The sequence below is a fragment of the Priestia sp. USM5 genome (assembly GCF_058323215.1).
This window is the reverse complement of record NZ_JBSGKN010000001.1, coordinates 537819-563939: the sequence shown is the minus strand read 5'-3', so window position 1 is coordinate 563939 and position 26121 is coordinate 537819. Positions and strand designations below refer to the sequence as shown.

Here is a 26121-nt window from a genome sequence, read left to right as displayed (position 1 = left end):
CTGTAGGACAAGCTTTTTCTCTTTTATCGTTTGTACCCTAGATGCATCGCCGCTACTCCACCTGTGTAAGATTTCACTTCAACATCTGTCAAACCGGCTTCACGGAACATATCAGCCAATTGCTTTTGACCTGGAAAGTCCCTAGCTGACTCTTGAAGCCATGAATATTCATCATAGCTTTTAGCGACCATCTTTCCAAGCGCAGGCATAATATACTTAAAATAAAGCAAGTACATTTGTCGGTAACCAATCATCGTTGGCTGAGACGTTTCAAGGCAAACCACTTTTCCGCCAGGTTTCACGACGCGCTGCATTTCCTTTAAAACTTGAAGGTAATCGGGCACGTTGCGCAGTCCGAATCCAATCGTTACATAGTCAAATGAATTATCTTCAAAAGGAAGCTCCATTGCATTGCCATGTAGTAAAGTAATATTTGAAAAAGGTGAGTTTTTTACTTTCTCTTCACCAATCTTTAGCATATTTTGACTAAAATCCAGGCCAACTGCCTCTCCTGTTTCTCCAACTGCTTCAGCCATAGCTAGCGTCCAATCCGCAGTTCCGCAACAAACATCTAAAGCTTTTGTTCCTTTTTGAACATTCATTCGCTTCATCGTATCTTTGCGCCATGCCTTATGACGCTGAAAACTAATAACAGAATTCATTTGATCATAATTTTTGTATATTTTTTCAAATACGCCATGGACACGCTGTTCTTTTGATTGCTGCATATCTCTATCCTTCTCCTACGACATTTTTCAACACTTCTAAGCTAGATGTAAGTTCATCTAAGTGCTCTCTTAAAAACTCATTCATCGCAAATTCACTTCGCAAGTACCCTCTAACAATATTTACAGACTGTTGAGTATACGAATAAAGGTATTCTTTTATTTGTTCTTGATTCATGCCAATTTGTTTGCAATAGTTTAGCAAGAGAGTAGGCTCTTTATGCTGTAATGACTTTAATTGCTTTAATATCCCATTCAAATACGCTGCATGTTTTAAAAGTTCTTTCCACTCTTCACGTTCAAAATAGTCACATAAGCATCTTACAAACGATGATTCTGCTGCTAAAAAACTATTCATAACGTCGTGTGGATTAGTAGAGCGATTGTTATAAATGTGTATCTTAGCGATATTAATTTCTTTAATAGCAGATGCTATAACTTTCATTAAATTCAGCTGGCTGCTTTGAGCTAAATAGTAATAGTACAGGCCGCTGTAATAATCTCCGGCCAAAACTACCAGCTGCCTCTCATGCAGCTTCCCTTCATTTCCGCTAACATTTTGAGTGGAGACTAGATCGTGGGTATCAAGTGCGGTTTGAACGAGCATCACAGATAGCACAGAGCTGTTCTTTTTTTCTTCTTCCATTGAAAGAGTATCTAAGAACGAACACATGTACAGTAATCTATTTTCATCAATACGCGGATGATGAATATATTTTTTTACATATGGATGACTTAATTCAACATGAAGCTGTTCTTTCATGTTGGCCACAATATCATAGATGGTTTTTACGCTCATCATCCTTGTCTCCCTTTCCATCACTATTTGTTTAAAGTTCTTTTAACTCCAAATCGATAGTGTCAATTATAACATAATTACATTATAAAATATCCTTTAAATTCTTTTGAAGCTTTTTCACGGTTTAAATCCTTTAGCTGCTCATCCGCTTGAACACCGTTCATCTACATACCATCTTGATTTCTTAGACAGTAATTTAAGATATTGCTTTTAGTTTCACCATGTTTTTCCTGTTCTTATTCATTTATTTTAAATATAAATAAAAGCAGGAAAATCCCTGCTTATTTTTTCGTATCGGATTCAATTTCTCCGTGAACAGTCTGAACGACGGCTTTGCCACGAATTTTAATTGCGGATGTATGCTCAGTAAACTGCGCAATCATCACTTCGCCTTTATCTAGTTTTTCTGAATGATGAAATCGCGTATCTGCTCCTCGCGTTAAGCCAATTACGTTAACTCCATCTTCGACCGCTTTAATGACAATATACTCTGGCGTTCCTTTTTGTGTCATATTCTCTTCTCCTTCATCATCCACATTATGATTTAATCAATGATAAAACTTCAGCTCTAGAACTTGCATCGTGTTCTAACACTCCACGCACAGCAGAAGTGATTGTCATAGCCCCAGGCTTTTTAATGCCTCGCATGGTCATACACATGTGCTCTGCTTCCACTACTACCATTACCCCGTGCGGCTCTAATGTTTCTACAATAGAATCCGCCACTGTAGATGTAATTCTCTCCTGAAGCTGAGGACGTTTCGCAACAGCCTCTACCGCTCTTGCCAGCTTACTTAAACCGGTCACTCGTCCGCCTTTTGGAATATACGCAACATGAGCTTTTCCGTAAAAAGGCACTAAGTGGTGTTCACACATAGAGTAAAAAGGAATATCTTTTACAAGCACTAGCTCTTCATGATCTTCTCCAAAAACTGTTTTAAAATGCTCTTTTGGATCTTCATTCAACCCGGAAAAGACTTCCTCATACATTTTAGCTACTCGCTTTGGTGTATCTAATAATCCTTCACGGTTTGGATCTTCGCCAATTGCTTCTAAAATTAGTCTCACAGCTTGTTCGATCTGTGGTTTATTTACAGATGACATGTTGTTGCCCTCCAATTCGTTGCATTACGACTTTATGAAAAAAATTCTAGCATATGTATATACCAAAGGCAAAAAAGAAAGGTCGCAAATGTGCGACCTTTCAAAGCTCTTCATCAACGGCTATGAATAAAGCCATTTTATGTAGATATTATTTTACAGCATCTTTAAGAGCTTTACCTGGTTTGAATGCAGGAACTTTGCTAGCAGGAATTTCGATTTCTTCGCCAGTTTGTGGATTGCGTCCTTTACGAGCAGCACGTTCACGTACTTCGAAGTTACCAAAACCGATAAGTTGAACTTTGTCCTCAGCTTTTAAAGCTTCTAAAATTGTATCGAAAACAGCATCAACTGCTTTTGTAGCATCCTTTTTTGAAAGCTCACTTGCTTCTGCAACAGCATTAATTAATTCTGTCTTGTTCATGCCATTCACCTCCTCCCAAAATCGGATCATATAATAACTAAAAACCTTGTTAGAAAAGGAATCTAGTAATTCGTTATATCTCATTCTTTAACAAAACAAATGGATATTATACATAACCTATGTATCGACAAGCCTAATCATAAACGATTGAACTAAATAATTCAATGTTTTTCATTCATCTGCCGTATGTATGTAGTGAAAACAGTATGATCGATCGATTTCTGTTAAAAGATTAACATATTGAACAAGGCATAGCAAGCAGAAAATAACGCAGGAATAGGATAACCACGCGATCTATCACAATATATGTAAAGTTTTGTATGATCTATCCAAAAAGAAGAGGCTCCTTTATGAGGAGCCTAACCTTGTATTCTTATAAAATAATCGCGATTAAACCTCCAGATCCTTCGTTAATAATCCGTTCTAGCGTTTCTTTTAACTTATATCGCGCATTTTCAGGCATCAGCGACAGCTTTCCTTGAATCCCTTCTCTTACGATTGAACTTAGAGAGCGGCCAAATATATCTGAATTCCAAATTGAAAGCGGATCATCTTCAAAGTCTTGCATCAAATAACGAACTAATTCTTCGCTTTGCTTCTCCGTTCCGATAATCGGCGCAAATTCTGATTCTACATCCACTTTAATCATGTGTATAGAAGGTGCCACTGCTTTTAAACGAACTCCAAAACGCGATCCTTGGCGAATAATTTCAGGTTCATCAAGGCTCATATCTGAAAGCGAAGGTGCAGCTACACCATAACCCGTTTGCTTAACCATGCGAAGTGCATCAGAGACTTGATCATACTCGGTTTTTGCATGCACAAAGTCTTGCATTAACTGCAGCAAATGATCTCTTCCGCGAATTTCTACTCCCACGATTTCTTTCAAAATCTGATCATATAAGTCATCTGGAGCGTATAAGTCAATTTCGGCAATCCCCTGCCCCATCTCAATTCCGGCTAATCGAGCCTGATCGATAAACTCAAACTGGCTAAATTGCTCTACTACCCGTTCAACGTCTCTCAGTCTCTTAATATCTTTTACCGTTTCTTTAACGGCTTCTTGATAGCTTTCACGCAGCCAATGTTTATCTTTTAAAACCATTACCCAGCTTGGTAGATTAACGTTGACTTCTAATACAGGGAACTCGTATAGTGCTTCTCTTAATACATTCATCACATCAGTATCGCGCATGCTTTCCACACTCATCGCTAATACTGGGATATCATATTTTTCATTAAGCTTTGCACGAAGCTTTTCTGTATCGGGATGATATGGCTGTACGGTATTAATAACCATGATAAAGGGTTTGCCTACTTCTTTTAGCTCATTAATGACGCGCTCTTCTGCTTCCACATAATCTTGACGAGGTATATCTCCAATTGAGCCATCTGTTGTAATGACGACACCAATCGTTGAGTGTTCTTGAATGACCTTTCTCGTTCCAATTTCAGCCGCTTCGTGAAATGGAATTGGTTCTTCATACCAAGGTGTATTGATCATTCGAGGTCCATTTTCATCTTCGTACCCTTTAGCGCCTGGCACTGTATATCCTACACAATCTACTAACCGTATGTTAACTTCTAGCCCGTCATCTACCAAAACATTGACTGCTTGATTCGGTACGAATTTCGGCTCAGTTGTCATAATCGTTTTTCCAGCTGCACTTTGTGGTAGTTCATCTTGTGTGCGAGCTCTTTCTGCCTCGTTCTCGATGTGAGGCAGGACCACCAGCTCCATAAACTTTTTAATAAATGTAGATTTTCCTGTTCGAACTGCTCCCACCACACCTAAATATATATCGCCTCCTGTACGTTCAGCGATATCTTTAAATACATCCACCTTTTCCAAAAGATCCCCTCCGATCTATGAGTTCATGGAATATGACATCCATTGCGAGAGTAAATTAGGACACTATATAGTTATGACGTTGTCCTATTAAAATATGACTTTTGATAGAAAAATTTATGATTTTTTTCATGCACATGCTGACTTAGTCATTCTGATTTTCATTATTGGTGTACAAGAAAGAGAAAACCCCTTCTCTCTGAATATTATTCAAGGAGAAGGGGTTCATGACTTATTTTTTAAAAAATATTGGTTCATTCTTATCGTTAACTGTATAAGGAAGAGAGTAAGCAGGTACAAAATCACTGTTTTCCACAAGGAGCTTTCGGATATCTTCACCCGGTTTGTAGGAGCTTTTATGCTTTTGAATGGCATCATACAAATCAGGACGATAATCTACAAATACATCTCCCTGCCCATTAACAATTAAAGAAAGACTATTCCCTGTATACGGGCTAGTAACGACAGGGGGTTCTTTCATATTCAATTTCTTATAGTTAATAGAGAATACGCCGGGAGCGATGACGTCTTTAAACGGTACGTATCCTTTATGGTTTTGACGGTATATATTCAAATGTACATTAACATCTTGAATCGTATCCGCCATCCGTAAGTCTAATAATTTAACCGTGGGCTTTGTTTCTGCATCCACAAGCACGTACGCAAATATCCCTCCGCTTTCATACGAATTCCCAGGTGCGTCTTGCATGTATCTAGGAACAATTTTCGTAAAGTCAATCGGATATTTTTGATAAATCGGCGTGTCCATATCTTTCGTTTTTATCGGCAATAAGCCTCCGCTTTCTTCTTTAAATTGATCAACGGCCGTTTGTACGGAAGCAACTTGATCTTTATAAGGAACTTGATTTTGAGACATTCTTTCCGTCGGGTACAAACAACCGGATAATACAAAAATGGTTAACCCAACAATAGACGTTAGCATGAATTTTTTCATTTTCCTCACCCTACCATATGTACATTAAGCATCTGTCGGACCACTGAATACAACAATTACCATAATAAGACCTGCTACAATCATGAGCGAATAGGCAATGAAAGCGAGTACAATTTTACCAACGCGGTTCGTGATTTTATAACGACTAAAGTAAATAGAAAATACCGCAATAAACATAAATACAATGGAACCCAATGAAATCCACATCTTTAACAAACCTGGCGACAAATTGCATCCACTCCTTTTTTCACCGTTATTATAACATAAGGACTTATAGTTAAGATGGATATTAATAGAACATTCTAAATTTAATATTTATTTACCTTCCATTGATTTACGCTCTATAGTAATTACTTTCCTATTAAATTGACAAATTCCTGCTTTTTCACATAAAAAAAATCGAAGCGAAGGGGGCTCTTCGCTTCGACCGTAACTAAATATTCCCATACTAACAGTTCTACTCATCTTTATTTACACGTTATTTTATGCAAGTAAATGATTTTGGGTATCACCAATTGCCTATTTTTTCATATTTCTTTGCACTTAATTTAATTTTTCTCCTAAAACATTCGCTAAATCTTCCATTTCATGTGTTTTAGTACGAGACATAAGCGCGTCTACTGCATCTTTTGCCTTCACATCATTAAACAGTACATTATATAAAGCATCAGCAATCGGCATTTTTACGTCGTATTTTTGAGATAGCTGGTAAGCTGCTTTCGTCGTGCGTACACCTTCTACAACCATTCCCATATTTTCTAATACTTCGTCTAAATTTTTGCCTTTTCCAAGAAGATTACCAGCGCGCCAATTTCGAGAATGAACGCTTGTACACGTTACAATCAAGTCTCCAATCCCGGTTAAACCTGAGAACGTCAGAGGATTGGCGCCAAGCACCGTACCTAAACGAGCGATTTCAGCTAAGCCACGAGTCATAAGAGCGGCCTTCGCATTGTCACCATATCCAAGTCCATCCGTGATACCAGCAGCAAGAGCAATAATATTTTTTAACGCTCCCCCAATTTCCACACCAATCACATCAGGATTTGTATAAACACGGAAGTACTGTTGATTATTAAATAAATCCTGCACTTTTTCTGCTGCTTGTATATTTGTTGAAGCTGACGTCACGGTTGTCGGTTGCCTTCTACTTACTTCTTCAGCATGACTCGGACCTGATAAGACAACGATGTCTTTTGTATCAATTTCTTGTTGAATCATTTGAGATATACGTAAAAGAGAATCCGGTTCAATTCCTTTACTTACGTGAACAATTGTAAACAGTTCATCGGTAAGGGATTTTAGCTGTTGCAACACTTCACGAATGGCCTTCGTTGGAACAGCTAAAATAAGGGTTTCAACACCCTCTATTGCCTTTTCTAATGACGTAAAACCTTTAATCTGATGAGGAAGCTCTACACCAGGCAGATATTTTTCATTCTGATGCGTCTCGTTGATTTGATCAATGACTTGTTGTCTATGTCCCCAAATGCGAACATCGTGTCCATTTTCCGCCAATACGAAAGCTAATGCAGTTCCCCAACTCCCTGCTCCTAGTACAGCTATTCTTTCCACGCCGATCACATCCTCTGTTATTTTCTTGGTCTTGCAATAATTTTAATTGGAGTTCCTTCGAATCCAAAAGCTTCACGAAGCTTATTTTCTAAGAAACGTTTATATGAAAAATGCATTAGCTCAGGATCATTTACAAACACAACAAAAGTTGGCGGCTTGATTGCTACTTGAGTTGTGTAATAGATTTTTAAGCGGTTGCCGTTGTGAGTAGGCGTAGGGTTCATTGCTACTGCATCCATAATTACATCGTTTAAGATGCTTGTTTCTACACGTACAGCATGGCTTTCGCTTGCAAGATCAATCATTGGCAATAGGGTATGCGTACGTTTTTTCGTTTTAGCTGAAAGGAATACAATTGGAGCATATGTTAAGAACTGAAAATGCTCGCGTATATTTTCTTCAAATTTTTTCATTGTTTTTTCATCTTTTTCTACTGTATCCCATTTGTTCACAACAATGACGACAGCTTTTCCAGCTTCTTGTGCATAGCCAGCAATTTTCTTATCTTGTTCAATAATACCCTCTTCAGCATTTAATACAATTAAGACAACGTCTGAGCGTTCAATTGCCTTTAATGCGCGAAGTACGCTGTATTTTTCAGTACTCTCGTACACTTTTCCACGCTTTCTCATTCCAGCTGTATCAATAACAACATATTCTTGATCTTCTTTTGTAAACTTCGTATCAATAGCATCGCGTGTCGTACCGGCAAGATCACTGACAATAACACGATCTTCACCTAGAAGAGCATTAACTAATGAAGATTTCCCTACGTTAGGACGACCAATCAATGAAAATTTAATGACTTCTTCTCCGTAGTCTTCGTCTTTTTCTTTTGGAAAATGCTTAGCTGCCTCGTCTAACAGGTCACCTAAACCTAAGCCATGGGTTCCTGAGATTGGGAACGGTTCTCCATATCCTAGTGCGTAGAAATCATAGATTAATTCTCTCATTTCAGGATTATCTACTTTATTAACGGCTAGGACGACGGGCTTTTTGGATTTGTATAAAATTTTCGCCACTTCTTCATCAGCTGCAGTAATTCCATCGCGTCCATTCACTAGAAAAATGATTACGTCCGCTTCATCAATTGCAATTTCTGCCTGCTGTTTGATCTGTTCTAAAAATGGCTCATCTCCAATATCAATACCGCCAGTATCAATAATGTTAAAGTCCAAATTCAGCCACTCACCTGAACTATAGATACGATCACGAGTTACACCCGGAATATCTTCTACAATAGATACTCGCTCTCCTACAATTCGGTTGAAAATTGTTGATTTTCCTACGTTGGGACGACCAACAATCGCAATAATTGGTTTTGGCATACGATTCTTCCCTTTCCTTGATCTTTTTTATGTATCGGCAACCAGTCTTTAATCGACTAAAGGTATTTATCTACATGTACAAATAAATAAGATCATTCTTTTTTCAAAAATCGAGGCCATGCAGCGTGGCATGACCTCTACTAATCGATCATAAGCGATAAAGCAGGATTTTTATCAGCTCTTTCTTACACTGAACTAATTAACTGCCTATCCGCTGAATAAGCATTACTCTTTCAATCAAACAATTTTATCAAAAATCACCGGTAACAACAATATAATTTTACGAAATCTCTTCTTCTATTTGTAAGTACTTTGCTTTTGCCTGTGAGACTTCAGCACGTACAAATCTAAATAAGCAGAGAAATAAACCAGCATCTCCCAAATAAACATCGCTCCTACTGCTGTGGCTAAAACGTCGAGTGTACGAAGAGACCCTATTTCATAAGATGCGATATCCCGAATGACAACTGCGTATAAAAAGTCTCCTCCAACTACACCTAAAATGATCGCTGCGAATCTTTTTTCAGCATCTTTAACCACCATAAAGCAAATATATAAGATAAGTCCAGTCAAAATCCACTTACGATCAATAAAAATCCAGACAGGATCATAGAGCTCAAGTAAACAAAAACTAGCATAGGCAATTATTATAATGCCGCATACAATAACATAATATAACTGCTGAAATCGGCTGTAGCCTGAAGCATACACACACGCTACTCCCACTAAAAACAAAGCGGTGTAGCTACATGAAAACTGAGTCATATGCATGTTCATTCCGCTTAGGAGTATACTGATTAATATAATGGCTGCTACCTTCCAACGCCTAGCTGTTTTGGGCATAAGAAAAGTCGCAACAATCCATCCCATCCACGAAAGCCAATAAAAAAAAATTCCGTCCACTGAATATGGCACCTCCCCTATCTGTCATCAGTATGTATCAATTTTGGAAAACTTAATCGGGGTTTTAGAATAGAACCGCTTATTTTGGACAACCTATCAGAAAAAAGGAGGGAATATAAAATGGGAAAAGATCGTCAAGAGAAAAAATTAAAGGAATCAAAACGAGTTGAATCTGACCGTGATCAAGGACTTCACTATCCGGGAGCAACTAGCTTGCAAAGTCCTGAAGAAGCGCGCGAGTTAAATGAGCATAAATAAAAAATGCGCTGACTAAGTCAGCGCATTTTTTATTTTAAAACTGGATGTGAAACAGGATAGGAACGTTCTTTCTTTCCTGTAAACAAAAAGAGAACTCCTCCCACTAACAATAGTGCTCCTGACAAATAAAATCCGAATTCCATACTTCCAAGTTTATCTGCAAAATATCCGGTAATGTATGGTGCAAAGATCGATGACAGCATGCCGCTGAAGTTAAAAAAACCGTACACTTTAGAGTACATGGAAGAGGGAGTAATATCCGCCATATACGAAATTAAAATCGGATCTAATGCTAATTTCCCTATCAGACCGTACACAATTAAGCCGATTAATAGCCAAGAATAACTCTCTGTATAGGGAATAAAAAATTGACATAAAGCGCCCGCTACTGACAAACTCACAATTAATGCTTTTTTATTTGCAATTCGATCCGATATATATCCAAAGAAGATTGCTCCTGGAATAGACGCCCACGGTACTAAAGATGCTATGATGCCTGTTTGAGACCCTTCTAAGCCGCGCGAGTGCTGCAAATAATAAGGAAGCCACGTCAGCATCCCAAAAAATCCGTAAAGAGAGCAGAAGATTAAAATGTATACGAAAATATGATTTTTTGTAAATAATACTTTTAGCGACTGCTTTGTTTCTTTATTTAGCGAATTTTTTTCCTGATCCCTTTGCTTATCTTTTACAAAGAAAGCTATTAAAATAGCTATTACTATAGTCGGAATAGCAAATAAGTAAAAAGTAAACTGCCAGTCTTTTTCTAACGTATATGTAATGTATGTAGAACCGATAAAACCAAGCGATATACCAAAAGCCATTCCACTATTGATGAGCGCAGACACTAGACCTCGGTATCGTTCAGACGTGATGCTTGAAGAAATTCCGTATTGTGAACCATAATACGTTCCTTCTCCAAGTCCTGTCAGCGCCCGCATGAGTAAGAACATACCGAAAGTAGTCGTAAGTCCTGTAAAGAATGTGGCAACTCCAAACAAAATGTATCCAGCTACTAAGATCTTAACGCGACCAAATCGATCTGCCAAAAAACCCGTTGGAATCTGCATAGCTGCATACGCTGCAAAAAACACAGTAGACATTAGACCAAGTTCAGCTTTATTAAGGTCCCACTGCGCACCGATATCTCCCATAACTGGAGATAAAATATTACGATCTGCATACATGAAAACCCAGCCTAAAAAGAAAAGAAAAATTGTAAATATAGGATGTCCCTTTTTCATTACGCCACCTCTTTTTTCTGATCTTTCTGTTTATTTAACTTATTATAAGTGGCTAAAGTTTGGGATTTCATGCTTTTTGTCACTTCTTCTGCCAATATTTTTTGTTTTTTTTAATGAAAACGCGATCATTCATCTTCTAAGGAAATAAAAAAGCAAGCAGTTAACTGCTTGCTTTTTTATCATCTGTTATTAAATGTTTCTATAGATACATTTCGCTGAGTCAGCCAGCTATGGGTATCCCCTGTAATAACTAGAGGCATTTGCTGAAGCTTAGCAATAGAAGTTGCTCCTAATGCAGCCATGATAAACGTTAACTCCTCATGCAGCTCGGCTATCTCTTCTACGACTGCTTCTAAACCAGACTTCATTAAAATGGATAGAAAATATCCTGCCATTCCCGTTGCAGAAGCTCCTAACGCAATGGACTTAGCAACATCCATAGAGGTTTGAATACCTCCTGAACCAATAATGGATATACCTTCTACGTGCTGAGATACTTCCGCTAAAGAAGCTGCTGTGGAAATTCCCCAATCATTAAAGAAGTGAAAATGTTTTGCTCGTCTTTCATTTTCGATTTTCGAAAAATTGGTACCACCGTACCCACCAATATCAACGATTTCAACACCAACATCTTTAAGTTTTTGCACTGCTTGAGCGCTCATCCCAAAACCTACTTCTTTGACAATTACAGGAACGGTTACTTCTCGGACAATTCGTTCAATACGACGTAATGCATCGGTAAAATCACGATCTCCCTCTGGCATGACCAGTTCTTGTATAACATTTAAATGAATTTGAAGTCCATTTGCTTCAAGCATATCAACCGCTTTTTTAGCTTGTTCAACTGTAGCTTCACTGCCTAGGTTGGCAAAAATAATTCCGTTAGGGTTTTCTTGACGCACTACTCTGTATGATTGTTCTTCCTTTTCATCTTTAATCGCAGCCATCTGCGATCCAACGGCCATTGCTAATTGACCATGATGAGCAATTTGAGCAAACGAACGGTTAATCCGTTCCGTTTCTTGTCCGCCTCCACCCGTCATAGCATTTATAAAAATTGGCGAACTTAACAAAAGTTCGCCAATTTTTGTATCCATATGAACATCGTGCACGCCTGTATTTGGTAAGCTATTATGAACGAAGCGAATATCATCTAGCCCGTGCAGCCGATGCTGTCCCGTTTGAATCGCATGATGAATGTGATCAATTTTACGTTTTGCTCTGCTCACAAATCATCACCATTACTTATCTTAATTTTTTTAATTGATCCCCAATCATATCACCTAATTGGAAGCCTTTTGACTCTTCTTGTAATTCATAGTCACCGTAATCTTCTTGTTCTTCTTCCTCAAGGTCACGAATGCTTAACGAAACGCGTCGTTCTTGTTCATTCACATCAAGTACTTTTACCGTCACTTTTTCGCCTTCAGAAAGAACTTCATGCGGTGTCCCGATATGCTTATGTGAAATTTGAGAAATGTGTACAAGTCCTTCTACTCCAGGTAGAACTTCCACAAAAGCTCCAAAAGATACAAGTCTTTTAACAGTTCCATCTACTACATCACCTTGGCGAAGCTTCGTAGAAATGTTGGACCATGGACCTTCTAACGTATCTTTAATAGATAATGAAACACGACCCGTTGATTTGTCAACAGATAATACTTTGACTTTCACAGTATCTCCCTCAGCTACTACGTCTGAAGGCTTTTCTACACGCGTATGTGAAAGCTGAGAGATATGCACTAGCCCATCTACTCCGCCTACATCTACAAACGCACCAAAGTCTGTTAAGCGCTGAACGGTTCCTTCTAAAACCTGACCTTCTTTTAATGACTCAAGAACATTTTCTTTTTGTTGTACAAGCTCTTCTTCTACAACTGCACGATGCGAAAGGATTACGCGATTTTTTTCTTTATCTAATTCCACTACTTTGACTGTAAGAGTTTGATCTTGATATTCTGCGAAATCATCAACGAAATGAGTTTCAACAAGAGAAGCTGGAATGAACCCTCTTACACCAATGTCTACTACTAATCCGCCTTTGACAATTTCTTTGACTACCGCTTCAAACACTTCACCTGAAGAAAGTTTTGCTTCTAAACCGTCCCATGCTTTTTCAGCATCTACAGCCCGTTTAGATAACACAAGCACATCGTCTTCCACTTTAATTACTTTCGCTTCGACTTCGGCACCTTCTTGGATTACATCCCCTGCTTTTTCAATATGTAAGCTCGCTAATTCACTAATTGGAATAATACCGTCTAGTTTGCTGTTAGGCACATCTACATACACTTGCTTTTCTTCTACTTTTGTAATAGTACCTTTTACTGTTTCTCCTACTTTTAATGACGTTACCTCTACTTGATTCATATCTTCTGTCATCGTCTTTTCCTCCTCCAATATCCATCTACAATATGTATTCCCTTGTAAGAGTTCTTCACTCTTTTAGCTCATCATTATTGTATATAGCTCTGTATAGAAAAAACTCTCTTTGTTACTAACTTCTAATAAATAGAATCTTTTGTCAAGTCATAAGGTTACAAACTATTGATATTTTTCAATTAATTCACCAATGTTTTTCATAATAACTTCGGTTACTTCCTCGGCTGATGCCTTTCGTTCACGAAGTTCATCCATCTGAATTGGCGGTCCGTACACTACTTTTAACCTTGCAAAACGCTTATATGGACCAATAACAGCACAAGGAACAACAGCTGCTTTTGAACGCAAAGCAAAAAAGCCTACTCCAGCCATTCCTTTTCCTAATTTTCCATCTTTACTTCTTGTTCCTTCTGGAAATAATCCAAGCACTTTTCCTTCTTTTAAAATCTTTAACCCTTGGCGCAAAGCTTCACGATCTGCCATCCCCCGCTTTACAGGGAACGTTTCTAACTTTGGCAGAACCGTCTTCAGAAAAGGTGCTTTAAACAGCTCTGCTTTTGCCATAAACGAAATAGGCCTTGGACATGTCACACCTACCGTAGGCGGATCTAAGTTGTCAATATGATTTGAACAAAGCAAAACTCCGCCTTCTGAAGGGATATTTTCTGCACCGATTACTTCATAACGATAAACTGGTGTTAAAATACCTTTTACAATGCCACGTGCAAACATATAAAAGCTCAAAATCATCCAATCCTTTCGTTTGTAATAGAAAGTATTTTTTCTACAACTCCTTCAATCGATAAGGAAGTTGTATCGATTTCAATTGCATCTTCAGCTTTTTTAAGAGGTGCTACTTCACGCTCAGAGTCCAGCTTGTCTCTGCGGGCAATTTCTTCTTTTAAACGCTCTAAATCTGATTCAAAACCTTTTTTTATGTTTTCATCATGGCGTCGCTGTGCTCTTTCATCCACAGACGCTAATAAAAAGATTTTGACTTCTGCCTGAGGAAGCACGTGTGTACCGATATCACGTCCATCCATTACAACGCCTCCATCTTTAGCAAGGCCCTGCTGTCTCGCTACCATCTCTTCACGAACTGCACGATGTTTCGCTACGATGGATACAGAGTTAGTTACTTCTGCGGAACGAATTTCACTTGTAACATTCTGTCCATTTAAGATGACTACCTGCCCAGATTCAGACGGTTTTAAATCGATTACTGTTTCATTAAGCAAATGCAATAGCTCTTCTTCATTTTGCAAATCCACCTGGTTTTTCTGCGCTTGATACGTTAGAGCACGATACATCGCTCCTGTATCAACATAAATATATGATAAGGTTTCTGCTATAATCTTTGCCACTGTACTTTTCCCAGCAGCTGCAGGACCGTCAATCGCGATTGAAATTTGTTTTTCCATAAGTGCCTCCCTTAATTTCAAAACAGGAACAAACCACTTTCATCTTTTATACAATGAGCCATTTTATATGAAACGTTTATAAACGAAAAAAAGAGCAGGGGGTCTTCTCCTGCCTGGTGTTCACTCCATGTTTCTTTCCTAGTTATTCTACCATACGTCCGACTACTGGTCGAATGTTTCAATAATTTTATTAAAATTATTTTTGCTAACTCCCTCATACTGAATGACCTTTGAGAAATATGTACTGTGACTGCTAGATAGTAAAATACATTGGGCAATTATTAAAAACACAAATTGAATAACCACTAATTTAATTAAAATTCGTTCTATTCGATTCATCTTTTTCTCCTTTTGTAAGAAGTAATACCTTTGCTTACAGTTTAGGAAAGAGAAGTTTTTTTTATACGCTAAAGAAGACCTTTTCTCCTTAGGTCGAGCTGACGCTTTAAGGTATAACGAATCATCATTTCTTTCGTTTGTTTTTCAATGTCCATAAATTTAATAGATAGCTGACCTACTTTACAGGAAGTCGGGGCGGTAATTCGTACAACTTCCCCTTTTAATTCAAGATGCTGCAAAGTTCCCTCACGATTAGGAAGACTTAATCGTACAACAACGGAATCTTTCTCATTAAAAAGCAGCGAATGATGGAAGGAGCCGGCTATGCCACCTGCACTGATGTTTTTAGTCATGATTTCCATTACGGCCTGCTGTTCTTGTTCACTTTCTATCACCGCCTTCACTGTAAGCGGCACACGGAAAAAATTTCTTCTTTGGATGGACTTTAACTTTTTATCGCCCGGGTAAAAGAGCTTCACAACAGGCATGCCTTTTATTTCGCGTCCTGTTACTTCAGTTGGAAAGGTATATACATTTTGATTATATCCAATAAACGTAGCCAGCAATTTTGTACCTTTTAGTAAAAAAGCACTTCGCTGCGTTTCTTCATTTAGCGGATAGCTAATATAAATCACGTCTTCCGTAAACTCAACTACCTTACATCGATACGTTTGTTGTAAGGTAGACTCTCTGTGCCCGCTCTCTAACGTCAACCTCATTCCCGCTTTTATCATCTTCTCTCTCCTTCAGTTCCACTATATACACTTTCTCCCTTTATTTAAACATAGTCAAATATATTTATTTTGTAAATAAAAATTAGTCATTTAGACTCAAAAAAACTTATACAACACAAAAAAACCGGTGTCTATAGACACCGATTTCTCAGCTTTATACTTCATTATATAAAGGTTCTGAGTTTTGCAGTTTTTCGACTTTCTCTTCAAAACCCGTATCGGCATTGATAAAAATACGATACGTATCATTTTTAATTGTCCCTAAAAACTCATAGCATAGCACTTCTTCGTTTAAATCATTTGTAATAATTGCCAAGCGGTCTTCCATCACTTTTACATTCGAGTTCAGCTTGGTTTTTGCCTGTTCTTTCGAAATTTTAGGTTTTGGAATATCTCTTGTACGATGTTTTAATAAGAAGTCTTTAGCTGAGAATCCAATCACAGATCCATCTTCTAAAGACATTTTCATTTTAACTGAATCCGGATAAATCCGAACTCCACTTTCCGTTTGCTCTACGAATGTAAAGACTCCCATGTTATCGTATTGAGCGCTTTCAGCCATCACTAGGCTTTCAAAACGATGATCTTTTAAAAACTTAGTCGCTTTGTTCATAGCATCGTTTAAACTAATATTTTGTTTTTTAATATCTCGATCTTCGAGCACCCAAAGCGGATATCCACCTTTTTGGGTAATATCCATATAAGTCTCTTGTTTAGTCTTTGGATCTGTAATGGTTAAGCTGTACACCTCATAGTCGGCATCTTTTCCGCTCTTTACAATATGAATTTGTTCATTTCCTTTTAAATTCAAAAACGAACGCGCCACTTGTTTGGCAACATCTTCACTAACTTCTCTACCTTTTAATTGATGAAAAGCGTTTTTTTCCTGTTCATTCGTTGCATTCATAACGCCTAAATCTGTTTCGGCAAAAGAATCCATACTTTTTTCAACGGTTTTTAATCCGTCAATAATCGTATTGTCCCCTTGCTTTTCTTTTGTGGCTAGAGCTAGCTCAACATCCATCCAGCGCAAGTTATTATCAATGACTAGATGCTGTACTTGGCGCATTTCATTTTGAATTTCGCCTGACTGATCATAAAGCGAATTTAACGTTTTATACTCTTTATCTGTTAGGGGAGATTTGCTTAAATCCCTTACCGCCACTTTGTACGTAAAGTCACCAACATCTGAAAGAAACTCTTCTGTTTTATTGAACGGTAAAAGCGATAAAGGTAGCTGTCCTACATTGTTATGAGCTTCAGAAGTTAAACGCCATACTTCTGCAAGCGCGGGCGAAAGCTGATCTCTCGAACTCATGGCAAGCGTGCCACCGATTTTATCATTTAATAAATCTAGCTGATACGACAAATCATGAAATGCTCGTTGATACGTATTCTCCGCTTGAAGCAGCACAGCATCTTTTTCTTGATGTTCGCTGTACCCCCAATACCCTACACCTACAACACCAATAGCTAATAATACAATTAAAATTGTTCGAATCATGTTTCCTTCACCTCTCTTTATCGACAGAAAATGTGTTTCCCGATTTGCTTAATTTGAGGACGTGACCAAATCCATGCGCTTGTTGCTGTATCCGGATTAAAGTAATAAATAGCATTCCCAGTAGGATCCCATCCGTTAATCGCATCCATAACCGCTTTTTTAGATGTTGGATTGGGTTCAAGCCAAATTTGCCCATCTGCTACGGCAGTAAATGCACGCGGTTCAAAAATAACTCCAGCGACTGTATTTGGAAATGACGGACTGTTAACTCGGTTTAAAATAACGGCCGCTACGGCTACTTGGCCATTATATGGTTCACCCCGCGCTTCACCATGCACAGCATTTGCCATGAGCTGAATATCATTTTGTGAAAACCCGCTCGGTACATTCACCGCTGTTGGCTTTTGTGCTTTTTCTTTCTGTTGTTCAGAATTTCCTTTAGACGTATTACGCTGCGGCTGACTGGCAGGTTTTTTTGCTTGAGAAGATCCGCTTTGTGCTTTTTGCTGACCATTGTTCCCGCTGCTTTTTCCACTGCTACCGCTTCCTTTAGACTGCTGATCAAGAGGCTTACCGCCATAGTGCGTAAACTTATTGCCTTTTCTAATTTGATTTTTCACATAGCTTTCGTGATATTTTGTTGCGTTAGCTAATTTAATCTTTGTTTGCCAGCCTGCTAAACCGTCAATCTTTTTAATGCCAAATTCATATTGAAAATTGCGCAGTGCCCAGTATGTGCTCCATCCAAATACACCGTCAATTTTCCCGTTATAATAACCTAAATACTGAAGTCTCGACTGCAGCTCAATAACGTCATCTCCAACTGCTCCGTGCTGAATGACTTGATTTGAAAACGCGTGAGCGGCCTTTGGACTCACAACGGACGCTGCAATAAATGAACATATGCATATGAGACATGCATACTTTTTAAAACATCGAAATGATAACATGACAAAACCTCCTACATCGTATGTAACTGATAAGATGATAGGAGTATTTTTTGTAAAGGTTGTTTTTTTATACAAGATGCGCAAAATTTACCGAAATGAAAAAACTCAGCTCGTAAATCTCTCAAAAAAGATTTACAAGCTGAGCCTAGACAATCGATGGCTGTTTGGCCTTTTTTACTTTTCTTAATGCCAGCCACCATAAATAAATCATAAATGGAATAATAATAAATACCCAATGATCCATTGTTTTTAAAATATAATCATATGTTCCATGTAAAATGAGCGGCGCAAATACGGAATACAGCGTCCACTTCGTTTTTTCCTTTCCTTCAGAAAACTTTGCTTTTCCTAAATAATACCCCATAATGACGCCGAATAAAGCATGACTAGATACGGGTAAAATGGCTCTTCCTAGCGCTGATTCTAAACCATTTGCAAATAAATATAAAATATTTTCAACGGTAGCAAAACCTAATGAAACAGCTGCCCCGTAAACAATTCCATCGTAATGCTCATCAAATTCCACATGCTGATAAATCGTGAAATATAAAATGAACCATTTGAAAAATTCTTCTAAAAAGCTTGTCGTAAAAAATGCTTCAAGAAAAGGTGATTGAAAAACGTGTTCTTCACCAAATACATATTGAATAAACATAATTGGCAAAACAAGCATTGCTCCAAAAATAAATGTTTTTAATACCATTGAAATAGGCTCAGTTTCATATTCATCTTTCAAATAAAAAAAACTTAACAATGCCAATCCTGGCGCAATGCCTGCAGATACAATCGCCAACATAAATAGCGCCTCATCTCCTCTATTTTTTTTAATAGTAACATGTTATCTTTAGGATGAAAATCTCCGTCTATAATGTCCTTATCTTTATATGTAAATGCTCACATAACTTGCTGTCGATTTACAAAGCCTAACAAAGACCTTAAACAAGTATACCAAAAAATGTATCATACTTATACGAAAAATTGAAAGGAGCTCTCTATGAAAACTGTTTATATTCTTCACACCGGCGGCACAATCTCGATGAAAGAAGACATGGCAACTGGAGCGGTAGCACCAGATATTCAAAACCCGCTTCACCGCTCAACATCATCTGTTTCAGGTATGGCCAATGTAATCGTAGAAGAAGCATTTCATCTGCCTTCTCCTCACATTACTCCTAAGGAAATGCTTATACTTTCAAAAAAAATACGCGATAAAATTAATGAAGGCAAAATTGATGCAGTCGTGTTAACCCACGGCACGGACACGCTGGAAGAAACCGCTTATTTTTTAGATTTAACAGTGCATACAGATATTCCAATTGTCTTAACTGGAGCTATGAGATCAAGCAATGAAATCGGTTCAGACGGTCCTTATAATTTTATATCTGCGGTTCGGGTGGCTATTAGTGACGGGGCAAAAGGAAAAGGTGTCTTAGTTGTGATGAACGATGAAATTCATACCGCTGAAAATGTGACCAAGACCCACACAAGCAACGTGGCGACATTTCAAAGCCCTCAGTACGGGCCAATAGGATTAATCACAAAACGCGGCGTATCTTTTCACCACATGCCTACAGAACATGAATTTTATCCTGTTAATCAAATAGATAAACAAATCACTTTATTAAAAGCTTATGCAGGAATGGACGACCATTTATTTCAAGCAGTGGCTTCAATGAATGTTGACGGACTTGTAATTGAAGCCCTCGGTCAAGGAAATCTGCCTCCTCTCACCATTCCAGGAATTCAATTGCTTTTGAAGCGAAAGATACCCATCGTGCTCGTTTCTCGCTGTTTTAATGGAATTGCTCAAGATGTATATGGGTATGAAGGCGGTGGCAAGCTGTTAAAAGAGATGGGCGTTATTTTTTCAAATGGCTTAAATGGTCCTAAAGCACGCATTAAACTGTTGGTTGCTCTCCAAGTAACAACGAATCATGATGAGCTGCAGCAGCTATTTAATCATTAGTAAAACAACGCATAGAAGCCTATGCGTTGTTTTTGTTGATAATATGAGAAGCGATTGATTTCCCATGAAAACGTCCATTTTCAATAAAAATCTCATTAGCATTGTTTCCTGCAGCAATCACACCAGCGATATAAATTCCTTCCACGTTTGTTTCCATCGTCTCTTCGGTAAAAGAAGGGCGGCCTGTTTCATCATCTAATTCCACACCCATTTTTGTTAAAAACGAGTGATCAGGGTGATAGCCAGTCATGGCAAAAACGAAATCGTTACTAATCGTAAATTCTTTCCCTTCCTGCTCATATGTTACTGCTTCATCCGTTATCTTTGTTACATGAGCGTTAAAATGCATCCCAATCGTTCCATTTCGAACCAGCGCTTCAAATTCAGGCAATATCCAAGGTTTTACGCTAGGGGAGTAATCTGAGCCACGATAAATAACCGTCACCCTTGCATCACACTTCACCAATTCCAGAGCTGCATCGACGCTAGAGTTTTTTCCGCCTATAACGACTACATCTTTATCAAAATACGGATGCGCTTCTTTGAAATAATGAAATACCTTTGATAAATCTTCACCAGGAACATTCATATAATTAGGATGATCGTAATAGCCCGTAGCTATAATGACATTCTCCGCTTCATATGTCTCTTTGGATGTTGTGACAATAATTTGATTTTCCGCTTGTTTGTCTACTTGCAAGACACGTTCAAACGGCTGAATTCGAACTTGCTTGCGCTTCACCACTTCTCGGTAGTAAGCAAGAGCTTGGTTGCGCACAGGCTTACGATTTTCGGTAATAAAAGGGACATCCCCAATTTCTAGTTTTTCACTTGAACTAAAAAACGTTTGGTGGGTCGGATAGTTATAAATTGCATTCACAATATTGCCTTTTTCAATTACAAGGGCATCAATACCTGTATGTTGAAGCTCAATAGCTGCTGAAAGCCCGCATGGTCCTCCGCCAACAATAATTACTTTTTCTTTCTTCATGCCTGTCACTCCTTCAGTTGTAAACGCACCTTTTTTTTATTTTAACGCAGTGTAAAACAAAAAAATCTCCTCATTAATGATAGGAGATTTTTTCTATTTACGCAATTGTTCTGCTGTTCTGCTGTTCTGTTTTTAAATCCAGCCTCTGAATCGAGAGCCTTCTGCCATTTTTCTTACGCCTATCATATAAGCAGCTAGACGCATGTCGACTTTTCGAGTTGTAGAAGTTTCGTAGATGTTATTAAATGATTTCACCATTACTTTTTCAAGCTTTTCTTCTACTTCTTCTTCCGTCCAATAATAACCTTGGTTATTTTGCACCCATTCAAAATAAGAGACTGTTACACCGCCAGCACTTGCCAAAACGTCTGGAACTAATAAAATCCCTCTCTCTGACAAGATGCGCGTTGCTTCAAGAGTTGTTGGTCCATTTGCTGCTTCCACCACAATACTCGCTTGAATGTTATGGGCATTTTCTTCTGTAATTTGATTTTCAATCGCAGCTGGAACCAGGATGTCACAGTCAAGTTCAAGCAGCTCTTTGTTGCTGATAGTATTATTGAATAATTTCGTTACTGTACCAAAGCTATCGCGTCGATCTAATAAATAATCAATGTCTAAACCATTAGGATCATGCAGCGCTCCGTATGCATCAGATATCCCTACAATTTTAGCACCAGCGTCGTGCATGAACTTAGCTAAAAAGCTTCCTGCATTTCCAAACCCTTGTACTACTACCCGTGCACCTTGTAATTCAATGCCTCGTTTTTTCGCTGCTTCACGAATACAAATAGTTACTCCTTTTGCAGTCGCTGTTTCACGGCCGTGCGAACCACCTAAGACAAGGGGCTTTCCAGTAATAAAGCCAGGCGAGTTAAATTCATCAATCCGGCTGTATTCATCCATCATCCAAGCCATAATTTGTGAATTTGTAAACACATCCGGCGCTGGAATATCCTTTGTTGGTCCAACAATTTGGCTAATCGCACGAACATATCCGCGGCTTAAACGCTCTAATTCTCCAAAAGACATATTTCGAGGATCACAAACAATTCCACCTTTTCCTCCACCGTAAGGAAGGTCAACGATTCCACATTTTAAACTCATCCATATAGATAGAGCTTTTACTTCTTTTTCAGTTACGTTTGGGTGAAAACGAATTCCACCTTTCGTAGGACCAACTGCATCGTTATGCTGCGCTCGGTGACCTGTAAAAATCTTAACTGATCCGTCATCCATACGAACAGGAATTTTTACTGTCATCATTCGTAATGGCTCTTTTAATAGTTCATACACTTCATCAGGATAGCCTAGTTTTTCTAACGCTTTATGTATCACTGTTTGTGTAGATTTTAAAACATCATGCTTCTCTTCTTGACTATTTTTACTGTCTTGCATCTTGTCGGCTACCATCTGTAAACCTCCTAAAATGTATCGAAAATTATTCGTTTTTAATTGAATGGTGCTTCTTTCATGACATAGTATACACCCTTAGTTTTACATTGCAAAGGAAAATATCGAACTTTTAGTATTTTTTGTGTTCTCCCAAGAAAACGCTTCCAATAACTTTACAAGGTATGCTACAATGTTTTAAGTCTGCCTCTTTCCTAGTATGCGTTAATCGTCTTAAAAAAATAAAAAACACCCGGTGATAAAGAGCACTTTCAACAACTTTGTACAAGCTGAAAGTGCAGCCACTCTTATTTTAATAAAAGTGCTTTATCCTTCACGGGTGTAATTATTTCAATTAAACAGTTAAGAAAAGACAGAGTTAATATACTCCAGAGCTCTCTTTTCTACTAATATTTTTCCATATTCATTTACGCGGTGCTTTGTAATTGTAGAGGGATTTCCATACTCCGCCAAAACCGCAATCATATTCCCAACTTCAGCCGGTGACAGCATGTGATAATCCAACAGCACGTAAAAACGTTTTTCGAATGAATAGAGCACGCTATCCGTATCGTAAAAGTTTGACATGCGCTTGGTCAGCTGAATGACATCTTCAAATGAATCAAACTCAAAAAACATGTCTTCGCTTTCATCTAGCATGACCTGCATTTCAATGAAGTCCTCGAACTCGTCTTCATCGAACTCACCGTAGCTAGTTTCTTCTTCATACTGCTTTGTCACAAATACAACCATTCCCTGTGCTTGAAGTGAAAAAACTTCTACCGAAAGAGAATTTGTAGGTTCAAAGTTCAGTTCTTGAGAAGCTTGCTCTATCATCTCACGAAAGAGCTGTTTTACTTTGAATGTATCTGTCCATAGATCTTCTTTTGTTAACCCTCTTTCTTTTAAATCATCGTAGGTCAAAAAAACTTTTAGCTTATTATAGTTTAATCGTTCAAGCCTCATTAGCGTCCCTCCCCGCTTGCACTCATAACCACATGGTTCGATAATGCAGTATATGTATTTTTTGGAAAACGGTTCGTGATGTTTACTTACGAGTTTACAGGTTTATGAAAGGAAAGACAAGCTATTCTCAATCAATTTCTGCTAATTTTTTTGTTAGCCAGCTGTTCCACTCTTCTTTTGTATTTCCTAAAATAAACGGCTGAGCCTCGCCTTTTCTTTTGCTATCTAAACCATCAAACACATAACCGCCTAATCCTACTTTAAGATGCGGGAATTTCTTTATCATTTGGTTCGTCAAATTCAGTGTTTTCTCGGCATTTTCCATCATTGTGCATGACATAAATAAAAACGTTGGGTCTACTTCTTTAACAATTAGCTCAACATCTTTATCTTCAATGCTGCTTCCTAAATAAATAACCTCAAACCCTTTACGGCGTAAAAATAGCGTAAAGACTAGAAGTCCAACTTCATGTGTCTCATTAGGCCCACATACAGCAATCGCTTTAGGCAATAAGCCATTTGAAGGCAGCGAATAAAAAATCATGCTGATACGCGTTTTTAATACTTGAGTCGTATAATGCTCATGAGCACTTGTGATTTGCCCTTTTTCCCACATATCTCCAACCGTCACGAGTAGAGAACCCAAAATATCAATAACCACTTTTTCTACCGAATACAGGCTAAACGCATGATTAATTAAATCCTGTGCTTTTCCTTCTTCAAAAGATAGAAGCATCGTTAACAGCTCATCCCTAATTTTCTGAGGGGAATCTACTTCTCCTTCTTCTTCAAACGCTCCTACTGTACTACTTTCCGTTTCTAATAACGAAACCGCTTGACTAATCGTAAAACCTCCGCTCACTTTTTCCGTGAGCCATTTTAATTTCCGCAAATCTTCCTCTGTATATAACCGATGCCCCGATTCATTGCGGACAGGATTTAAAATTTGATAGCGTCGTTCCCATGCACGCAAAGTTCCCGGCTGGATCCCGACCATATTTGAGATGGCTTTAATATTATACTTCCCTTCGTGAGCCATACGTAACCTCCAACTACTCTTCGTGAACTGTTTCTATTAATTGAATTATAGGATAAGTTATCCTGTGTGTAAAATTTGTATATGCTATGTAAAGAGTTTGTTCAAGGCTATTCTTTCCTTTTTAAAGTGATATAATGCGTTTGTGCTCTAGCTTGTAAACGGAGAGGCAGGGAGGTTGTACCATATCCATTACTAACAAAAAGAGGAATCTGTCTTTTCTCTTTCAGCCCTCCTAATTCATACATACCAAAATTAAATAAGCGTATCTGTCCTCCGTGTGTATGTCCGCTCAAAATTAAATCTACTTTTGATTTTTCATCTACATAATAGATAACATCAGGATTGTGGCTTAGAAGAATGGTAAGCTGGTCAGGTTCAATGGAAGAAACAGCTCGCTTTAGATCCATCTCACCTTCGGATAAATCATCTACTCCCGCAAAATTGCATGTAGTACCATGTTTAGAAACTGCAGAGACATGCTCGTTTTTAAGGGTAATAACTCCCTCATCCTTAAGCATCTGCTTCAATTGCACTTGACTTACTTCGTAATCATTATTTCCCCATACAAAATAGACCGGTCCAAGCGTTTTAAGCTTTTGAATATTTTGACGAGCACGCAATAAAGGTACTCCTCCTTCTAGTAAGTCACCGCCTATGATCACAAAATCTACTTCACCAGGTATTTTTTCCAACAGCTTCGACGAAACTGTTCGCTTATGTACATCCGATATAAAAAACAGGCGTAAAGGCTGCTGATTTCCGGGAAATGTTGATAAATGAATCGTTCTTTCTTCTACATATGTACGATGAGCTTCCGAAAACATAAAAATCAGCAGGCCTATGCCTAACGCTAAAATAATTAAAGAAATAACCATATATTCTCCTTCTTTTCATTTTATACACGGTGTGTTTCTGTTAAAGAAGAAAGGGCATAAATTGTCGCAATTGTTAACAAACCTACTACTTGATAAAGCGCAACTGTACTTAACGATAAAACTCCTATCACACATAGACATGAAACAAGATATTCATGCCATTTTACCTTATAGCCTTTTAGAAACAACCGACTTTGCAGAAACACTTTACGAACTGCCGCCGACAGACAAAAAAGAGCCGTGAAAAATAAGATTATAATACCAAACACATCTAACGGATGTAAAATCATTTGAATAAGTAAATAGGTTAACGAAGCTTTTGAGCCTACAGCCGTTAAACTGCTGATATAATAACTGCATAACCACGCACCCAGCAAGTTAAACCAATCTCTCACAAAAAA

Annotated in this window: 29 protein-coding genes; 2 read left to right on the top strand and 27 right to left on the bottom strand. The window is 38.1% G+C overall.

Annotated features, from left to right (window positions below; genetic code table 11):
- Positions 1 to 23 precede the first annotated feature (23 nt).
- The 11 genes from ACWATA_RS02955 to ACWATA_RS02905 form a co-directional block, all read right to left on the bottom strand.
- Positions 24 to 728, bottom strand: a complete 705-nt coding sequence (locus tag ACWATA_RS02955; RefSeq protein ID WP_013059012.1) for a demethylmenaquinone methyltransferase — start codon at positions 726 to 728, stop codon at positions 24 to 26.
- A 4-nt stretch (positions 729 to 732) separates the two neighbouring features.
- Positions 733 to 1524 (bottom strand): heptaprenyl diphosphate synthase component 1, encoded by a 792-nt coding sequence (locus ACWATA_RS02950; RefSeq protein ID WP_230624662.1) that lies wholly within the window; start codon positions 1522 to 1524, stop codon positions 733 to 735.
- A gap of 281 nt (positions 1525 to 1805) precedes the next feature.
- A complete protein-coding gene (gene mtrB / locus ACWATA_RS02945) occupies positions 1806 to 2036 on the bottom strand; it encodes a trp RNA-binding attenuation protein MtrB (RefSeq protein ID WP_028411509.1) in 231 nt (76 codons plus the stop codon).
- 25 nt (positions 2037 to 2061) lie between these two features.
- Entirely contained in the window at positions 2062 to 2628 is a 567-nt protein-coding gene (gene folE, locus ACWATA_RS02940; RefSeq protein WP_013059015.1) for a GTP cyclohydrolase I FolE, read from the bottom strand.
- Between the two features lie 148 nt (positions 2629 to 2776).
- Positions 2777 to 3049, bottom strand: a complete 273-nt coding sequence (locus ACWATA_RS02935; protein WP_013059016.1) for an HU family DNA-binding protein — start codon at positions 3047 to 3049, stop codon at positions 2777 to 2779.
- A gap of 373 nt (positions 3050 to 3422) precedes the next feature.
- On the bottom strand, positions 3423 to 4901 hold the full coding sequence (spoIVA, locus tag ACWATA_RS02930; RefSeq protein ID WP_013059017.1) for a stage IV sporulation protein A: 1479 nt from the start codon (positions 4899 to 4901) through the stop codon (positions 3423 to 3425).
- Between the two features lie 229 nt (positions 4902 to 5130).
- Positions 5131 to 5853 (bottom strand): YphF family lipoprotein, encoded by a 723-nt coding sequence (locus ACWATA_RS02925; RefSeq protein ID WP_028411510.1) that lies wholly within the window; start codon positions 5851 to 5853, stop codon positions 5131 to 5133.
- 24 nt (positions 5854 to 5877) lie between these two features.
- A complete protein-coding gene (locus tag ACWATA_RS02920; protein WP_028411511.1) occupies positions 5878 to 6081 on the bottom strand; it encodes a DUF2768 domain-containing protein in 204 nt (67 codons plus the stop codon).
- A gap of 315 nt (positions 6082 to 6396) precedes the next feature.
- On the bottom strand, positions 6397 to 7428 hold the full coding sequence (locus tag ACWATA_RS02915) for an NAD(P)H-dependent glycerol-3-phosphate dehydrogenase (protein ID WP_013059021.1): 1032 nt from the start codon (positions 7426 to 7428) through the stop codon (positions 6397 to 6399).
- Positions 7429 to 7445: 17 nt separating this feature from the next.
- On the bottom strand, positions 7446 to 8756 hold the full coding sequence (gene der, locus ACWATA_RS02910; protein ID WP_014458340.1) for a ribosome biogenesis GTPase Der: 1311 nt from the start codon (positions 8754 to 8756) through the stop codon (positions 7446 to 7448).
- 297 nt (positions 8757 to 9053) lie between these two features.
- Complete coding sequence (locus ACWATA_RS02905; protein ID WP_028411513.1) at positions 9054 to 9659, bottom strand: YphA family membrane protein; 606 nt, start codon at positions 9657 to 9659, stop codon at positions 9054 to 9056.
- Positions 9660 to 9779: 120 nt separating this feature from the next.
- Here ACWATA_RS02905 and ACWATA_RS02900 point away from each other — a divergent pair, with 120 nt between their 5' ends.
- Positions 9780 to 9917, top strand: a complete 138-nt coding sequence (locus ACWATA_RS02900) for a YpzI family protein (protein WP_013059024.1) — start codon at positions 9780 to 9782, stop codon at positions 9915 to 9917.
- Positions 9918 to 9946: 29 nt separating this feature from the next.
- Here ACWATA_RS02900 and ACWATA_RS02895 read toward each other — a convergent pair whose 3' ends face one another.
- The 10 genes from ACWATA_RS02895 to prsW form a co-directional block, all read right to left on the bottom strand.
- Positions 9947 to 11161 carry an MFS transporter gene (locus tag ACWATA_RS02895; RefSeq protein WP_028411514.1) on the bottom strand — a complete coding sequence of 405 codons (1215 nt, stop codon included), beginning with the start codon at positions 11159 to 11161 and terminating at the stop codon, positions 9947 to 9949.
- Positions 11162 to 11340: 179 nt separating this feature from the next.
- A complete protein-coding gene (fni, locus tag ACWATA_RS02890; RefSeq protein ID WP_176343444.1) occupies positions 11341 to 12390 on the bottom strand; it encodes a type 2 isopentenyl-diphosphate Delta-isomerase in 1050 nt (349 codons plus the stop codon).
- Between the two features lie 16 nt (positions 12391 to 12406).
- Positions 12407 to 13543 carry a 30S ribosomal protein S1 gene (gene rpsA / locus ACWATA_RS02885; RefSeq protein ID WP_473049565.1) on the bottom strand — a complete coding sequence of 379 codons (1137 nt, stop codon included), beginning with the start codon at positions 13541 to 13543 and terminating at the stop codon, positions 12407 to 12409.
- 162 nt (positions 13544 to 13705) lie between these two features.
- Positions 13706 to 14293: a lysophospholipid acyltransferase family protein gene (locus ACWATA_RS02880; protein WP_421544827.1), complete on the bottom strand. Its 588-nt coding sequence runs from the start codon at positions 14291 to 14293 to the stop codon at positions 13706 to 13708.
- A complete protein-coding gene (cmk, locus tag ACWATA_RS02875; RefSeq protein WP_473049564.1) occupies positions 14290 to 14964 on the bottom strand; it encodes a (d)CMP kinase in 675 nt (224 codons plus the stop codon). Before cmk ends, ACWATA_RS02880 begins: the two co-directional genes overlap by 4 nt.
- A gap of 162 nt (positions 14965 to 15126) precedes the next feature.
- Positions 15127 to 15303 (bottom strand): YpfB family protein, encoded by a 177-nt coding sequence (locus ACWATA_RS02870; protein WP_013059030.1) that lies wholly within the window; start codon positions 15301 to 15303, stop codon positions 15127 to 15129.
- 68 nt (positions 15304 to 15371) lie between these two features.
- Positions 15372 to 16037 carry a flagellar brake protein gene (locus ACWATA_RS02865; protein ID WP_421544826.1) on the bottom strand — a complete coding sequence of 222 codons (666 nt, stop codon included), beginning with the start codon at positions 16035 to 16037 and terminating at the stop codon, positions 15372 to 15374.
- Positions 16038 to 16191: 154 nt separating this feature from the next.
- Positions 16192 to 17541: a germination protein YpeB gene (ypeB, locus tag ACWATA_RS02860; RefSeq protein WP_014458333.1), complete on the bottom strand. Its 1350-nt coding sequence runs from the start codon at positions 17539 to 17541 to the stop codon at positions 16192 to 16194.
- A gap of 17 nt (positions 17542 to 17558) precedes the next feature.
- Positions 17559 to 18491, bottom strand: coding sequence for a spore cortex-lytic enzyme (gene sleB / locus ACWATA_RS02855; protein ID WP_028411519.1), 933 nt, complete (start codon positions 18489 to 18491; stop codon positions 17559 to 17561).
- 145 nt (positions 18492 to 18636) lie between these two features.
- On the bottom strand, positions 18637 to 19287 hold the full coding sequence (gene prsW / locus ACWATA_RS02850; protein WP_028411520.1) for a glutamic-type intramembrane protease PrsW: 651 nt from the start codon (positions 19285 to 19287) through the stop codon (positions 18637 to 18639).
- A 198-nt stretch (positions 19288 to 19485) separates the two neighbouring features.
- Between prsW and ACWATA_RS02845 the strand changes: the two genes are divergently transcribed.
- Entirely contained in the window at positions 19486 to 20457 is a 972-nt protein-coding gene (locus tag ACWATA_RS02845) for an asparaginase (RefSeq protein ID WP_028411521.1), read from the top strand.
- Positions 20458 to 20476: 19 nt separating this feature from the next.
- Here ACWATA_RS02845 and ACWATA_RS02840 read toward each other — a convergent pair whose 3' ends face one another.
- The 6 genes from ACWATA_RS02840 to ACWATA_RS02815 all read right to left on the bottom strand — a co-directional run bounded on the left by ACWATA_RS02840 (position 20477) and on the right by ACWATA_RS02815 (position 26115).
- A complete protein-coding gene (locus tag ACWATA_RS02840) occupies positions 20477 to 21448 on the bottom strand; it encodes a YpdA family putative bacillithiol disulfide reductase (protein WP_028411522.1) in 972 nt (323 codons plus the stop codon).
- Between the two features lie 132 nt (positions 21449 to 21580).
- Complete coding sequence (locus ACWATA_RS02835; protein ID WP_370506064.1) at positions 21581 to 22846, bottom strand: Glu/Leu/Phe/Val family dehydrogenase; 1266 nt, start codon at positions 22844 to 22846, stop codon at positions 21581 to 21583.
- A 357-nt stretch (positions 22847 to 23203) separates the two neighbouring features.
- Entirely contained in the window at positions 23204 to 23806 is a 603-nt protein-coding gene (locus tag ACWATA_RS02830; protein ID WP_025750420.1) for a genetic competence negative regulator, read from the bottom strand.
- Between the two features lie 127 nt (positions 23807 to 23933).
- Complete coding sequence (locus ACWATA_RS02825; protein ID WP_028411523.1) at positions 23934 to 24845, bottom strand: MerR family transcriptional regulator; 912 nt, start codon at positions 24843 to 24845, stop codon at positions 23934 to 23936.
- Between the two features lie 107 nt (positions 24846 to 24952).
- Positions 24953 to 25720 (bottom strand): metallophosphoesterase, encoded by a 768-nt coding sequence (locus ACWATA_RS02820; RefSeq protein WP_421544825.1) that lies wholly within the window; start codon positions 25718 to 25720, stop codon positions 24953 to 24955.
- Between the two features lie 20 nt (positions 25721 to 25740).
- Complete coding sequence (locus ACWATA_RS02815) at positions 25741 to 26115, bottom strand: hypothetical protein (RefSeq protein ID WP_421544824.1); 375 nt, start codon at positions 26113 to 26115, stop codon at positions 25741 to 25743.
- Positions 26116 to 26121 lie beyond the last annotated feature (6 nt).